The 14715-nt window shown below is 64.9% G+C and carries 14 protein-coding genes; 6 read left to right on the forward strand and 8 right to left on the reverse strand.

The genetic code is table 11. The features are described from left to right. Positions 1-18: 18 nt before the first annotated feature. Both AC6UUM_RS05315 and AC6UUM_RS05320 read right to left on the reverse strand, forming a co-directional pair. The gene (locus tag AC6UUM_RS05315) at positions 19-750 is read right to left on the reverse strand and encodes an arginyltransferase (RefSeq protein ID WP_500804298.1); all 732 of its coding nucleotides are present in this window, start codon (positions 748-750) and stop codon (positions 19-21) included. 109 nt (positions 751-859) lie between these two features. Then, entirely contained in the window at positions 860-2104 is a 1245-nt protein-coding gene (locus AC6UUM_RS05320) for a threonine ammonia-lyase (RefSeq protein ID WP_500804300.1), read from the reverse strand. 116 nt (positions 2105-2220) lie between these two features. Here AC6UUM_RS05320 and AC6UUM_RS05325 point away from each other — a divergent pair, with 116 nt between their 5' ends. From AC6UUM_RS05325 to AC6UUM_RS05350, 6 genes are all read left to right on the forward strand, one after another. Next, positions 2221-2619, forward strand: a complete 399-nt coding sequence (locus AC6UUM_RS05325; protein ID WP_500804301.1) for an acyl-CoA thioesterase — start codon at positions 2221-2223, stop codon at positions 2617-2619. A gap of 36 nt (positions 2620-2655) precedes the next feature. After that, the gene (locus AC6UUM_RS05330; RefSeq protein WP_500804302.1) at positions 2656-3525 is read left to right on the forward strand and encodes an NAD(P)-dependent oxidoreductase; all 870 of its coding nucleotides are present in this window, start codon (positions 2656-2658) and stop codon (positions 3523-3525) included. Beyond that, positions 3522-4049 carry a GNAT family N-acetyltransferase gene (locus AC6UUM_RS05335; RefSeq protein ID WP_500804303.1) on the forward strand — a complete coding sequence of 176 codons (528 nt, stop codon included), beginning with the start codon at positions 3522-3524 and terminating at the stop codon, positions 4047-4049. The genes AC6UUM_RS05330 and AC6UUM_RS05335 overlap by 4 nt, the downstream gene beginning before the upstream one ends. A 13-nt stretch (positions 4050-4062) precedes the next feature. Continuing rightward, positions 4063-5706 (forward strand): amidohydrolase, encoded by a 1644-nt coding sequence (locus tag AC6UUM_RS05340; protein WP_500804304.1) that lies wholly within the window; start codon positions 4063-4065, stop codon positions 5704-5706. Positions 5707-5778: 72 nt separating this feature from the next. After that, a complete protein-coding gene (locus AC6UUM_RS05345; RefSeq protein WP_500804305.1) occupies positions 5779-7260 on the forward strand; it encodes an amidase family protein in 1482 nt (493 codons plus the stop codon). Positions 7261-7422: 162 nt separating this feature from the next. Next, the gene (locus AC6UUM_RS05350) at positions 7423-8085 is read left to right on the forward strand and encodes an SOS response-associated peptidase (RefSeq protein ID WP_500804306.1); all 663 of its coding nucleotides are present in this window, start codon (positions 7423-7425) and stop codon (positions 8083-8085) included. A 3-nt stretch (positions 8086-8088) separates the two neighbouring features. Here the strand turns inward: AC6UUM_RS05350 and AC6UUM_RS05355 are convergent, their stop codons facing one another. The 6 genes from AC6UUM_RS05355 to AC6UUM_RS05380 all read right to left on the reverse strand — a co-directional run bounded on the left by AC6UUM_RS05355 (position 8089) and on the right by AC6UUM_RS05380 (position 14688). Then, positions 8089-9060: an alpha/beta hydrolase gene (locus AC6UUM_RS05355; RefSeq protein ID WP_500804307.1), complete on the reverse strand. Its 972-nt coding sequence runs from the start codon at positions 9058-9060 to the stop codon at positions 8089-8091. A 321-nt stretch (positions 9061-9381) separates the two neighbouring features. Beyond that, on the reverse strand, positions 9382-9945 hold the full coding sequence (locus tag AC6UUM_RS05360) for a BglII/BstYI family type II restriction endonuclease (RefSeq protein WP_500804308.1): 564 nt from the start codon (positions 9943-9945) through the stop codon (positions 9382-9384). Then, positions 9945-10714, reverse strand: a protein-coding gene (locus AC6UUM_RS05365; RefSeq protein WP_500802114.1) for an IS5 family transposase whose coding sequence is annotated in 2 segments (ribosomal slippage) — positions 9945-10384 and positions 10384-10714 — 771 coding nt in all. Because the reading frame shifts where the segments join, the coding sequence is not laid out codon by codon here. The genes AC6UUM_RS05360 and AC6UUM_RS05365 overlap by 1 nt, the downstream gene beginning before the upstream one ends. Before the next feature lie 113 nt (positions 10715-10827). Then, the gene (locus AC6UUM_RS05370; RefSeq protein WP_500804309.1) at positions 10828-11694 is read right to left on the reverse strand and encodes a DNA-methyltransferase; all 867 of its coding nucleotides are present in this window, start codon (positions 11692-11694) and stop codon (positions 10828-10830) included. 289 nt (positions 11695-11983) lie between these two features. Beyond that, positions 11984-12586: a thioredoxin family protein gene (locus AC6UUM_RS05375; protein WP_500804310.1), complete on the reverse strand. Its 603-nt coding sequence runs from the start codon at positions 12584-12586 to the stop codon at positions 11984-11986. A gap of 17 nt (positions 12587-12603) precedes the next feature. Continuing rightward, a complete protein-coding gene (locus AC6UUM_RS05380; RefSeq protein ID WP_500804311.1) occupies positions 12604-14688 on the reverse strand; it encodes a protein-disulfide reductase DsbD family protein in 2085 nt (694 codons plus the stop codon). Between the last annotated feature and the right edge of the window lie 27 nt (positions 14689-14715).

Here is a 14715-nt window from a genome sequence, read left to right on the forward strand (position 1 = left end):
CGTGAGTTGACGCCGCCATCACAATTCCCGCCAATGCCCGCCGATCAACGCCTCGACGGGCTTGAACTTCGCCTTGTAGGCCATGCGGTCACAGCCTTCGATCCAGTATCCCAGATAGACATGCGGCATGCCGGCGCGGGCGGCGCGCACGACATGATCGAGGATGATGAAATTGCCCATGCCCGGCCGCTCCGCGCTTTCGGGATCATAGAAGCTGTAGATCATCGACAGGCCATCGGCCTGCTTGTCGGTGAGGCAGCAGCCGACCAGGCGGCCCAATTTGCCGTCCACACCCGGCTCACGATATTCGACCACCACGGTATCGACCGGCGATTGTTCGATCATGTCGGCAAAATCATGCACGTCCATCGCCGCCATGCCGCCGCCGGGGTGGCGCACCGCCAGATAACGGCGCAGCAATTGCCATTGTTCGTCGGTGGCCCAGGGTTCGCAGGCGTGCACCTCCAGATCGGCGTGGCGGGCGAGCAGCCGGCGCTGGCTGCGGCCCGGCACGAAGCGCGCGGTGGGCACCCGTACCGACACACAGGCCTGGCAGCCATCGCAGCTGGGCCGGTACACGACATTCTGGCTGCGCCGAAAACCGATGCGGCCCAGCGCTTCGGCCATGGCCTGGGCATCATCGCCCTTCAATTCGGCGAAGACCTTGCGTTCGGTGCGGCCCGGCAAATAGGGGCACGGCGAAGGTGCGGTCACGAAAAACCGCGGAAAACGATAGCTCTGGTCCGTCACGCCGCGCCTTTAGCCCTTCTGCCCCCGCCACACGGCTGATGCCCACCAGCCTTAACGGACACGCTAGCGTGCAGTTGCTCCGCTGGCGAGTCGCCGAATCGACGCCCGTTCAGTCGGCTTCGATCATCCGCACATCGTAACCGGCGGCGCTGAGCGCCTCCATCAGGCGATCGAGATGATCGCGGTCGCGGGTTTCGCATTCGATTTCGGCGATCAGGCCCTTGGCCGGCAGATTGGTGAACACCCGCTGGTGATATACCTCCAGGATGTTCACCTGCTGCTGATCGAAAATGCGCGCCACTTCGAACAATTGCCCGGCGCGGTCTTTCAGGCGGATGCGCAGCCGTGCCAGCCGGCCATGGCGGGCCAGATCGCGCAGCAGCACATTGGCCAGCAGCCGCGTATCGATATTGCCGCCGCACAGCACCAGGCCGACCTTGGCCCCACGGAACCGCCGCGGATGCGCCAGCAACGCCGCCAGGCCCGCCGCGCCGGCGCCTTCCACCACGGTCTTTTCGATGCCGAGCAGCAGGGACACGGCGCGTTCCAGATCGCGTTCCCCCACCAGCACGATATCATCGACCAGCGCGCGCACCACCTGACGGGTCAACAGGCCCGGCTGGCGCACCGCGATGCCTTCGGCCAGCGTGTCACCATCGCACACCGCCGTTGTCCCACGCATCGCGGCATGCATCGACGGGTAAAGCTCCGCCTGCACGCCGATCACGTCGATGTGCCGACCTTGCGCCTTGGCGACCGTGGCGATCCCGGAAATCAGCCCGCCGCCGCCGATCGGCACCACCAGCGTGTCCAGTTCCGGCACATCCTCCAGCATTTCCAGGCCGACCGTGCCCTGGCCGGCCATCACGCGCGGATCATCGAACGGATGGACATAAACCAGCCCCTTGCGCTCGGCCAGTTCCAGCGCGTGGGCACTGGCATCGTCATATTTCTCGCCGAACAACACGATATTGGCGCCATGGCCTTCGGTCTGCTGCACTTTCACGATCGGCGTGAACTGCGGCATCACGATGGTCGCCGGAATGCCGAGCCGGCGCGCGTGATAGGCCAACCCTTGCGCATGGTTGCCGGCCGATGCGGCGATCACGCCGCGGCTGCGCTCTTCGGCCGTCAGGCTGAGCAGCCGGTTCAGCGCGCCGCGCTCTTTATAAGCGGCGGTGAACTGCAGATTCTCGAACTTCAGCCACACCTCGGCGCCGGTCATCTGGCTCAGCGTTTCCGATTTCAAGCAGGGCGTGCGGATCACCTGGCCGGCAATGGCGGCGGCGGCGGCCGTCACATCATCAAGGCTGATCGGCAGGCTGTCCTGCACGGCGGGTGCGGTGGCGTTCATCGCCGCTGCATAGCGCCGCAGCTTGTGCCGCGCCAGTGCCGTGCAGTGACCAGCGGGCTTGACCCGCCGCGTCGGCCATGACCATCCTGTTGTTTGCCTGATCGGGAGTGTTTCACATGTACCGCCATGATGTGGCCGTCGATCCGGCCGACATCGACCATATGGGCCATGTCAACAATGCCGTGTATCTGCGTTGGGTGCAGGATGCGGTGGTGGCCTATTGGCAGAATACCGCGCCGCCCGAAGCCGTGGCCAATCACCTTTGGGTCGCGCTCAATCACAACATCAATTACCGCACGCCGGCGTTTCTGAATGACGATGTGGTCGCCAGCGTGGTTGCCGAAGGCGTGCAGGGCGCGCGGGCGTTCTTCACCACGCTGTTCAAGCGCGGCGAACAGGTGATCGCGGAGGTGAAAAGCACCTGGTGCTGCATCGATGTCGCCACCATGCGCCCGGCGCGGCTGGCGCGCGATGTGGTGTCGCTGTTCCTGCCGGCCTCGCAAAGCATCCTCTGATTGCGCGGCTCGCGGCGGGGCGTTAGAGCCGCGCGCATGGGCAAACATATCGCATTTCTTGGCCTGGGCGTCATGGGCGCACCCATGGCCCGGCATCTGACCGCGGCGGGCCACAGCTTGACCGTTTACAACCGCACGTCGCAGAAAGCCGATACATGGGTCGCTGCGCACGGCGGGCGCAGCGCCGCCACTGCCGCTGCCGCGGCAAAGGGCGCCGATGCGGTGATCGCCTGTGTCGGCGCCGATGCCGATCTGGAGGCCGTCACGCTGGGGCCGGATGGGGCCTTTGCCGCGATGCGCCCCGGCACGATGTTCATCGATCATACCACCGTGTCGGCCGCCATCGCCCGCCGGCTGGCCAGCGAGGGCGACGCGCGCGGCCTGTTGGTGGTGGATGCCCCGGTGTCGGGCGGGCAGGCTGGCGCCGAAAATGGCAAGCTGACCATCATGGTCGGCGGCAGCGATGCGGCGTTCGCAGCGGCGGAACCCGTCATGCAGGCTTACGCGCTGCGCATCGGCCACATGGGGCCGGCCGGCAGCGGGCAATTGACCAAGATGGTCAACCAATTGTGCATCGCCGGCATTCTCGCCGGCCTGTCGGAAGGGCTGGCGCTGGGGATGAAGGCCGGGCTGGACATGGATGCGGTGGTCGATGTGATCAGCAAGGGCGCCGCGCAAAGCTGGCAGATGGAGAATCGCGCCCGCACCATGACTCGCGGCCAGTTTGATTTCGGCTTTGCCGTGGATTGGATGAGGAAGGATCTCGGCCTGGCGCTGGATGAGGCAAAGCGGTTGGGTGTGCCGTTGCCGACCACCGCGCTGGTCGATCAATATTATGCCGATGTGCAGGCCATGGGCGGCGCGCGGCAGGATACCAGCAGCTTGATCCGCCGGTTGGTGCGGTGACCCTTCACACCCGCAGCGCCCGTCTGCCCGATGATGAAGCGCTGCTGATCGATCTCAACACCGAGTATCTGGAATATGTGTTTTCCGGCGTTGCGGCGCGATATGGCGTTTCGTTGGCCGACATCTTCCCCGGCGGCGATATTCGCGCCTATGTGCCCGCCGCGCTGCCGAAAACCCTGGGGCCGGGGCCGCCGGAAAGCCAGTTCCACATCGTTGAACAGGCCGGCCACACCATCGGCATGGGCGGCATCCGCCGGGTGCGCAGCGGCATTTGCGAGATGAAGCGCGTCTATATCCGCGACAGCGCCAAGGGGCAGGGGCTGGGCCGCGCGCTGGTCGAGCAGTTGATGGCGGAGGCGCGCGGCTTTGGCTATCGCACCATGTTCCTCGATACCGCGCCCACGCTGATCACGGCCATTGCCCTTTATGAACGGCTGGGCTTTGCGCGCATTCCGCTCTATCCGGAGGTCGAGGTGCCGGCCGTCATGCACGAAAACTGGGTGTTCATGGCCAGGGACCTTTGAATTGGGGACGAACATGAAGAAACTCCTGCTTGCCGTGCTGCTGTCTGCCGCCGCGCCGGCCCTTGCCGACACGCTTTACACCAATGCCAATGGCTACACGCTCGACGCCAAGGGCGTGCTGCATCGTTTTGCGACGCTGGTGGTGGGCGATGACGGCAAGGTGAAGGCCACTATGGCGACCGGGGCGGCACTGCCCGCTGGCGCGCGCGTCGATCTGGCTGGCGCCACGCTGTGGCCGGGCCTGATCGATGCCCACGGCCATGTCATGCGGCTGGGCGAGTTGAAACTGGTGGTTGATCTGCGCGACACCGCCTCCATCCCGGAAGCCCTGGCCCGCATCAAGGCCGGCGCGCCGGCAGCGGGGTGGATCATGGGCCGCGGCTGGAATCAGGAGCGCTGGTATCAGGACGGCAAGCTGATCGGACGTTTCCCCACCGCTGCCGAGCTTGATGCCGTCACCGGCAGCCGCCCGGCCTGGTTTGCCCGCGTCGATGGGCATGCCGGCTGGGCCAACACGGCGGCGCTGAAGGCCGCTGGCATCACCCGCGATACCAAGGCCCCCGATGGCGGTGAGATCATCCGGGATGCCGCCGGCAACCCGACCGGCGTGTTCGTGGACAAGGCCATGGCACTGATCACCCGTGTCATCCCCGATGATGATGAACGGCGGCTCGACCTGGTGCTGGAAAAGTCATTGGAAACCATGGCCGAAGTCGGCCTGACCGGCGCGCATGATGCCGGCATGGATAAGCCGACCTGGGACCGCTATGTCCGCTTTGCCAAGGCCGGCAAGCTGACGGCGCGCCTCTATGCGATGGCCGCCGGGCCGGACAATCGCAAGGCCATCGCGCCGGGTGGCCCGATCCCCTGGGGCTGGAACGACCTGATCGCCATGCAGTCGATGAAGCTGGTGTCTGATGGCGCCCTCGGCAGCCGCGGTGCCTATCTGATTGCGCCCTATGCCGACATGCCGAACACCCGCGGGCTGGACATCACCCCGGCGGACCGGCTGAAGACCTATATCACCGATGCCTCGAAGGATGGCTTTCAGGTCAATGTCCACGCCATCGGCGATCAGGCCAATCGATCGACGATGGACGGCTTTGCCGCCGTGCCGCTGGCCGAGCGCGTCAAGCTGCGCCACCGCAACGAGCATGCGCAGATCGTCGACATGGCCGATCTCGGTCGCTTTGCCGAACTGAAGATCATCGCCTCCATGCAGCCCACCCACGCCACATCGGACAAGGGCATGGCCGAAGCCCGGCTCGGCGAAGGTCGTCTGGGCGGCGCCTATGCTTGGCAGCAGATCAAGAAGAGCGGCGCCCAATTGGCGCTGGGCAGCGATTTCCCGGTGGAGCCGCCCGATCCGATGTTCGGCATCCACGCCGCCGTGACGCGGCAATCGCGCGACGGCCTGCCCGCCGGCGGCTGGCGCCCGTGGGAGAAATTGAGCCGCGAGGATGCCTTCGCCGGTTTCACGCTGTGGGCGGCCCGCGCCGGCCACAATGAAGACAAGGTCGGCACGCTGGAACCCGGCAAATGGGCCGATTTCATCACGCTGGAACGCGATCCGTTCACCGCACCGGAAGGCGATCTGTGGCGGATCAAGGTGACCGCAACGTGGCTGGCCGGGAAACAGGTGTTCAAGCGCAAGTGAAATGAGGGCACCGCGCTTGCCCGCCTGCCCTCGCCATGCCACCTTCGCCGCCGCACCTGGGGAGGGCATAGCATGACTGATCTCGACATCTCGCGCCGCGCGCTGCTGGCTGGCGGGGCCGCGCTCGCCGCCGCACCGGCGCTGGCGCAAACCGGCGCAGCCGACCCGGCTGACGCCATCGGCCTGGCGCAGCGCATCCGCAGCGGCGCCGCCAGCGCGCGCGACGAGGTTCTGGCCGCTTTGGACCGCGCCGATGCTGCGCAGCTGCAGCTGAACTTCGCGGTGCTGATCGATCGGCCCCGTGCCATTGCCAGCCTGCCCAAGGATGAGCGCCAACCGGCCATCCCGACCTTCATCAAGGATCTGAACGACTACAAGGGCTGGCCGACCAAAAACGGCAGCCGGGCGTTCGCCAATGTGCCGCCGGCCACGAAGAACGAAGCTTTTGTCGATGCCTTTGCCCAGATGAACACCCTGCCGATCGGCAAGACGGCAACCCCGGAATTCGGCCTGATGTGCGTGACCGAGCCGCTGTCGCACGGCCCGACGCGCAATCCGTGGAACCCGGCATTTTCGCCGGGCGGCTCGTCGGGTGGCAGCGCGGCGGCGGTGGCGGCCGGGGTGGTGTCGATTGCCCATGCCAATGATGGTGGCGGATCGATCCGCATTCCCGCTGCGCTCTGCGGCCTGTTCGGCTTCAAGCCCAGCCGCGGGCGTCTTGCCGGGCAGGGCAAGGCCGATGATCCCGCCGAAATCGCCGTCGATCATGTGCTCACCCGCAGCGTGCGCGATGCCGCGCTCACCATGGCGGCGCTGCAAGGCCCGGCAGCCGATGGGCTGGGCGCACCGGTGCCGCGGCTGAACGGTCCGGCCGGCGCGCGGTTCCGCATCGCGGTGATCACCGCCGGCCCCGAGAACGCCCAGCCCGATGCCGAAGTGCTGGCTGGCATCGATCGCACCCGCCGTCTGCTGGCATCCATGGGCCACACGGTGATCGATGCGCCCTGGCCCATCCCGCCCGTGGAATTCGCCCGCGATTTCGTGGCGCTCTGGTCGCTCGGCGCGGCGCAGGCGGTTGGCGCGGTGCAAAAGGCGTTCGGCGCCGATGGTGTTGCCAAGCTGGAACCGCTTACGCGTCATCTCGCCGGCAATGGTGCGGCCATGGCGCCGGCCGATGTGCAGGCGCTGATGGGGCGCCTGGCCGCCTATCGCGATGCCTATAACGCCAGTTTCCGGGATCATGATTTGCTGCTCACCCCCGTCCTGTCGCGCCATGCCGTGCCGATCGGTTTCCTGTCGCCCACGCGCCCGCCGGCCGAGCTGATGGCGGACATGATGCGGCTGGTGGCCTACACGCCGGTGCAGAATTTGACCGGCGCTGCCGCGATGAGCGTGCCGATCATGCAAGCGACCAATGGTCTGCCGCTGGGCATGCACTTTGCCGGCCGGCGCGGCGACGATGCAAGGCTGCTTGATCTTGCCTTCCAACTGGAGGCCGCCGCCCCCTGGGCGCAGCGCCGTCCGCCAATCTGGTTCGGAGACCGCCGCAGTTGATGCCATGATGGACCGCGCCGCCCGCGCATCTTCAGGCCCGGCCGTGCCATGCCGTTACCGGCATGATGCGTGGGTCTTCCCGGTTGTTGCTCGGCGTGACGGGCACCCTGGCCAATCTCGTCTGGCTCTGGAGCCTTGCGCCGCCGCCGCTGTAATGCGCTGATGTGCAATCTCTTCGCCCTCACCAAAGGCCAGCAGGCGCTGCGTGATCTGGCGCGGGCGCTGGAACTGGGGCCGGTCACGGATCACCTCGGCAATCTCGCTGCGCTGCCCGGCATCTATCCCGATGGCGAAGCCCCGATCATCGGCCTGTCGCGCAGTGAAGCCGGCCCGGTGCTGCAATATGCCCGTTGGGGCATGCCCAGCCCGGCCTTCGCGCTGGAAGGCAAGACGGTTGATCGCGGCATCACCAACATCCGCAACACCAAATCCCCCCACTGGCGCCGCTGGCTCGCCCCCGCGCACCGCTGCCTGGTGCCGTTCACCGCCTTCGCCGAACATGTGAAGGGCGACAACGGCTTCGCCCCGCTGTGGTTCGAAATGGCGGCGGGAAACCCGCTGGTCCAGCAAGACACGCTTGCCTGCTTCGCCGGTATCGCCACCCGCTGGACCGGGGTGCGCAAAAAGGCCGAAGGCGAAGTGACGCTCACCCTGTTCGGCTTCCTCACCTGCGACTCCAATGCCGATGTCGCGCCGCATCACCCCAAGGCGATGCCGGTGATCCTGACCATCGCCGAAGACCAGCGCCGCTGGTTGACGGCGGAATGGGCCGATGCGGCGGCCTTGCAGCGGCCACTGGCCGACGGGGCGCTGCGGCTGGCGTGAACCTCAGGCTGCGCCCAACCCCGGCATGGTCAGGAACGCGTGCATCATGTGGAACACGCGCACCCGGTTGATCCCCAGCACCGCAATATGGGCAACGCCATCGGTGATGATGAACTGGCGGTCGGGCGAGGGCAGCTTGTCGAAGAAATCGAGCAGGTCGGCCTCGGTGGCGTTGCCGTCGTGGACCGCGCGGGTCATCTGCACCGGCATGGTCAGCTTCGCCGGATCGATCATCGGCATCTTCGTCGCCATGTCGAGATAGGTGCCGTTGGGGATGCGGTTGCCCAGCGCCAGCTCGTACTTCGCCAGCGCCGCCGGCACGGCCGGATCGGCGGTGGATGGATCATCGCGGCTGAAGATGCCCACGTATGTCTGCTCGGTCGCCTCGCGCCAGGGGCTGGCGCGCAGCTGGGCGACATTGGCGCGGCGGCGCAGGATTTCCGGCGCCTCATTCCCGGTGTGTGTAAAGCCATCCAGGATCAGCCGCGAGATGCAGCCCGGTTGCCGCATCGCCAGCAGGCCAGCGCGCAGCCCGCCAGAGGATTGGCCATACACCATCGGCGCCGCCTCGCCGGTTTCGCGCGTCACAACGGCAAAGGCCGCGGCGAGATCGTCGGCGCCCGATGCGATGTCGGAAAAGCCGCCGGTGCGGGTCGATCGGCCATAGCCTTCATGGTCCATCGTCCACACATCGAAGCCACGCGCTGCGAACCAGTCCATCATCGAATAATCGCTGCGCCCCGGCACCTGCAGATCATAACCGCCGCGCCCCGAAAAGCTGGAGCCATGCACCAGAAACAAGACCGGGCGCTTCGCCGCGCCGGCAAGCCGCTTGCGGTAGATGTAAAGCTTCACGTCGCCCTTGCTGGCCCAATAGTCGCTGGCGATGATCTTCGCGGCCGGCGCGGCGCTGGTGGCCTCGGCTGCCAGCAAGGCCGTGGCCGCGGCGGCAAGGGTTTCACGGCGGGTCAGCATGATCGTCTCCCCCTGAAGCTGAATCCTGTCACAATCGGAAATTCCTGCCCGGCAGTTTTGCCAGATTGGACGAATCGCACGGGTTTCAGCGTTGTTTTCATTGCCTGTCTTCAAAAGTCTTTGCCCCGCCTTCGCCCGCCATTGCATTGCGCCATACCACCGGGCAGCGCCATCATGACAGGCTTTGGTAGCGTAGGACAGGCCGTGCATCAGCTCGCCACCACGCGCCACAAGCAAGAAGGCCGTGTCTGATCAAGACCGCTCTGGGTGACAGGCAGCATGGCTTCTTTTGGAAGAATTCTCTGTCCCCTGACTTCTAATTCATGGGCAAACACCAACCACGACCAACGGAACAGCCGGGATACCTCGACCTTGCCGAATGAGATTGTATAGTTCGCCTTCATAGTATCCAGGGCCAGAAGACATTTCGGCTTGTAGCGCCTTCATCGGCAAAATTTCTATACCCAAGTCGATGACGTCGCCTACATAGAAGGCCATGTGCTTAACGAATAGATCGTAGGCTACGAACGAGTATTTGCCAAACTGCACCTCTACTGCTACCCTGTCTTTCACAAAGTCAGTCTGATTGTATGAGTAAATAGGTACCTCACCCGTGGTTATGATCTCATCTCGTTGCTCTTTGGCGCTCAAGCTCATTGTGCGCCGAATAACCTTTGCGTCCTTCGTTACCCAGTACGAGGTGCGAGATTCAGCCCAGCCACGGAGCTTGAACTCATTGTTCATAGCGGCATTCATCTCTTTTGGAGCATAAAGCAGCTTACCCATCATTGTTTTTTCTTTGGAAACCTTCGTCTTGAAAGCGGTTGCGTTTACCGCAGTGATTACATCTTGAATTTCCTGCCAAAGCCCAGGCTTATGCACCATTAGGCCGTGGACTCATAATGGCGCAGGCGTAGCCTGATGCAGGCCAGCTTGGTCATTGCGAGGAAGGATGAGCCGAGCTTGTCATAGCGGGTGGCGATGCGGCGGTAGTATTTGAGTTTGTTGAAGAACCGCTCGATGAGGTTGCGCTGGCGGTAGAGCCAGGGCGAGAAGCAGACGGGATCGCGCCGGTTGCGCTTGGGTGGGATGTTGGCCCAGCCACCGCCACCAGCCACCATGGCGCGCAGCCAGTCGGCATCATAGGCCCGGTCTGCAAGCACCATCTGGCCGTGGCGGATATCGGCGAGCAGTTCAGCAGCCGCCTTGATATCGTGGGTCTGGCCGGGCGTGATGACGATCTTCACCGGCAGGCCATCGGCATCGGTCAGAGCATGGATTTTCGTAGTAAGACCGCCCCGGCTTCGTCCAAGACATCGATCTGGGTGGCTTTTTTTAAAGTGGCAGCGGCATGATGCACACGCACGCTGGTGCCGTCGATCATGCGCACGTCGCCACCGTAAGCATCTGTAATTGCATCCATGATCCGGTCCCATACGCCGGCCTTCGTCCAGCGCCGGAACCGATTGTAGCACGTGGTGTAGGGGCCATAGCGTTCCGGCAGATCACGCCAGGGCGAACCCGAACGCAGCACCCAAAAGATGCCATTCAACACCCGCCGGTCGTCCACCCGCACCACACCGCGCGGCTTGTTCGGCAGCAGCGGCGCAATCACACGCCATTCAAACTCCGTCAGATCGTAGCGGCTCACCATAGGCTCCCTTCCGGAAACCTTGAATCAGAACCTCGCCGCCTTGGGAATCCCATTTATGGGTACACGGCCTAGGTATTCAAGGCCGTTCAAGTGCGAATATGTCTCAACAATCTTCACTTGTGACCACCATACGGCTTCGCTGGATCGTACACCGGCTGTCCCATAGCACGCGTTTTAAGCGTTCCAGCCCGCAGTTGGTGAACACGGTTCCATGCCTCATCGACATATTCTTTAACCATGTCGCAGCCATAGCCCACGCGGTCATGTTTGATCGCCGCGATCACGCTTGAGCCGACGCCCATGTATGGATCAAAGACGTTATCCCCCGGCTTGGAGAGTGCCAGCACCAAGCGCTCTACGAGTTCCACCGGAAACTGACAGGGATGAATCGTCTTTTCGACATGATTAGATTTGACGTTGGGAAAGATCCAAACATCGCCGGGATTCTTCCCGAGCGGATTGCAGGACAATTGCCCAGCTTTGGGACCCTTAAAGTGTTTCTTGCCTGGGTACTTCGACGGCACCCGGATAGGATCAAGATCGAAAGCGTAGTCGTGGCCCTTGGTGAACCACATGATTGTTTCGTACCGGCCAGACAGCCTATTTTTGCAATGCAGACCATGCTCGAAATGCCAAACGATGCGGTTACGCAGGTGAAGACCATGCTCTTTGAAGATCGGGTAGAGTACCAGATCGAGCGGGAAGATTTCCCCGTTCTGGACATGGTTGCCTACCTGCCAGCATAGCGAGCCACCATCGGCTAACAGCCGAACGCATTCAGATATGATCTGCGCTTGCCCTTTCACATACTCCGCTAAAGGGGAGCGTTTCTCATATGACTTGCCAATGTTGTAAGGCGGTGACGTGACTATGAGGTCCATCATGCCATCAGGCAGCGGGCGCATGAACGACAAGTTGTCTTGGCAAGCCATCACCGCCGAGTGGTCCGATTTGAGCTTGATAACGGTGGACGCTCGCATCACAGACCTCAAAGTTTCGTGTGATAGTGGGTGTACCGGTGGGCGGAATCGAGTGTCAACCACCATACTTGAAGAACGCTTCTCAGCCTGACACAGCGCCTTCAAGCAGGTTTAGCACAGTTCAGGAGCTCCGCTGCCCCCAGAATTTCTTCAACCATCGCAAGCCCAACCCCGTGTCGAGCACGGGGCGACGTGATGAGGTTGGGGACCGCCTGTAAACAAATGGGTGCAGGGGTCACCCCTGCCCGCCGGAGGCCGCTTCTTGGTTCTCCGTGCCCGTGCGGGCGAACTACCCCGCGTACTTGATCGAGCAGCCATAAGGCCGGGTGATCGCCGGCGTAGGGGCCTTGCCGGCCAGGACGGCGGTGATGGCGTTCTTCGCCCAGGGCGTGGCGGTGCGCGCGTCGGCGTCGATGGCGGTGGGCTTGTCGTCGATGGCGCCCTGGTAGGCGAGGGTGCCGTCGGGGCGGATGACGAACATGTGGGGGGTGGTCTTGGCGTCGTAGAGTTTGCCGACGGTGCCGGCGGGATCGAGCAGATAGTGGGCCGGGGCGGCCTTGTTGGTGGCGATTTCGGCGTTGGCGCCGGGGCCGTTGACATGGCCTTGCTTGCCGGGGGCGCCGCTGTTGATCGAGAGCCAGACGACGCCGGCGGTGCGGGCCTCGCGTTGGCGTTGTTGCATGGTGCCGCTGTCATAATGGGCGCGGACGAAGGGGCAGCCGCTGTTGGTCCATTCCAGCACGACCGTTTTCCCGCGGAAATCGGAGAGCTTCACCAGTTTGCCGTCGGCATCGCGGGCGGTGAAATCCGGGGCGGCGACGCCGTTGATTGGCGTGGCCATCGCGGGCGCGGCGAGGGTGGCGATCAGGGCAGCAACAGCGGCTTTCAGCATCGTCGGGCTCCTCGGGCTCAGCCGGCGAGGCTGGTCAGTTCGTCCACGGTCAGGATCTGCGGCAGTTCGCGTTCGCCGCCCTTGGCGTCGTAATAGACATAGACCGGCACGCCGGCGCGCTTGTGCTGTTCCAGCCAATCCGAGATTTCGGGGTCGCTGCGCGTCCAGTCGCCTTCCATCACTATGATGCCCTTGGCCTTGAAGCTTTCCGCCACGGCGGATGACGCCATGGCGCCCTTCTCATTCACCTTGCAGGTCAGGCACCAATCCGCAGTCATGAACAGGAACACCGGTTTGCCCTGCGCGCGCAGGTCGGCGAGCGCGGCGGGCGAATATTTCACGGCGTTCAGTTCGCTGGCGGCGGTGCTGGCAACGGCGGCGCCGGCTGGCGGGGTGCCGGTGTCGATCAACAGGGTCGCGGCCACCACGGTCGCCAGGCTCAGCACGCCGGGCACCAGCAGCGATTTGCCGCCGTGCTGGCGCGCGCCCAGCCACCACAGGAACAGGCCGAGCAGCAGCGCGCCGGCCAGGCCCATCGCCATGCCGTCCACCCCGGCCTGCTGGCCCAGCACCCAGGCCAGCGCCAGCGCGGTGAGGAACATCGGCACCGACAATATGGCGCGCAGCTTTGCCATCCACGCGCCGGGCTTGGGCAGGCGGCGGCGCAGGGCGGGCACGAAGCCGATCAACAGGAACGGCAAGGCGAGGCCGAAGCCCAGTCCGGCAAAGATGCTGAGCGCCTGGACGGTTGGCAGCACCAGCGCCGCACCCAATGCGCCGGCCATGAACGGCCCGGTGCAGGGCGTGGCGACAAACGCCGCCAGCGCGCCGGTGAAGAAGCTGCCGCGCACGCCGCCCGACCGTGCCTGATCCTGGCCGAGATTGCCGCTGGTCAGCGTCACTTCGAACAGGCCGGCGAGGTTGAGCGCGATCGCCGTCACCAGCAACAGCAGGAAGCTGATCACCCGCGGGTCCTGCAACTGGAACGCCCAGCCGACCTGGCTGCCGGCGGCGCGCAGGGCCAGCACCATGCCGCCCAGCGCGGTGACGACGATGACCACGCCGGCGGTGTAGGCGAGCGCTTCGGCGCGGGCCTTGCCGGCATCGACATTGCCCTTGGCCAGCGCCAGCGCCTTCAGCGACAGGATCGGGAACACGCAGGGCATGATGTTGAGGATCAGGCCGCCCAGCACGGCACCGAGCAGGATGAGCGCCAGGCCAGGTTCGCCCTCTTCGCCGCTGTCGCTGGCAGCGCCGGTGGCCAGCGCCGCGCCGGGGCCGGGGACGGTTCCGGGCTTGGCGGTGATGGCAAAGCCCATCGGCGGCTCGCCAGCCATTTCGACGCGCAGCACGCCGGTGACGTCGCCGCTGGGGCCGGGATCGGCCACATCCGTCTCGATGCGCAGCGCGTCGCCGGCGCGGGTCACGGCTTGCGGCGTGACATGGTTGATCACCAGATCGCCGGCCGGGAAGAACCAGGCGCGCTGCACATTTTCAAGGCCGGCCAACGGCACGGAGAGCACGAAGCGCTTGCCCTGCACCGCCCAGCTGGCGGTGGCGGCCAGCGGCTTGGGCAAGGCTTCGCGGGCGGCGACGAGGCGCGGGCCCATGACGGCATCGGCGGCGCCATCCCCGATGGTCAGCGGCAGGGTGAGCGTCGTCGATTCCGGCACACATTGTTCGTGGCTGCACACCAGCCAATCCACCTTCACCGTGACCGGAAACGCGCTGCCCGGCGCCAGGCCGGCCGGCGGCGTCACGCTGGTGATCAGCACATTGGTGGTTTCATAGACGTGGTTCATCAGGCCGGAGACGACCAGCGTGCCCGGCACCGGATATTGAAGTTCGGCAGGCGCAGCGGTGCCGGCCGGCAGCGTCCATTCGGCGCGGGTCGGCGCGCCGGCATCGCCGGGGTTGATCCAATATGTATGCCAGCCGGCCTTGGGGCTGAGCGCGATGCCGATGGTGAGCGGCTTGCCGGGCGCGGGCGCGGCGCTGGCGGCGATCAGTTCCACCTTGGTGTGCGGCTGGTCACTGACCGACTGGGCCAGCGCCGGCAGGGCCAGCAAGGCGGCAAGCAGCAGGGTGAGGATGCGAATCATGCCTTCGCCTTTGCCAGCCCTGTGGCC

The sequence above is a fragment of the Sandarakinorhabdus sp. genome, assembly GCF_987265915.1.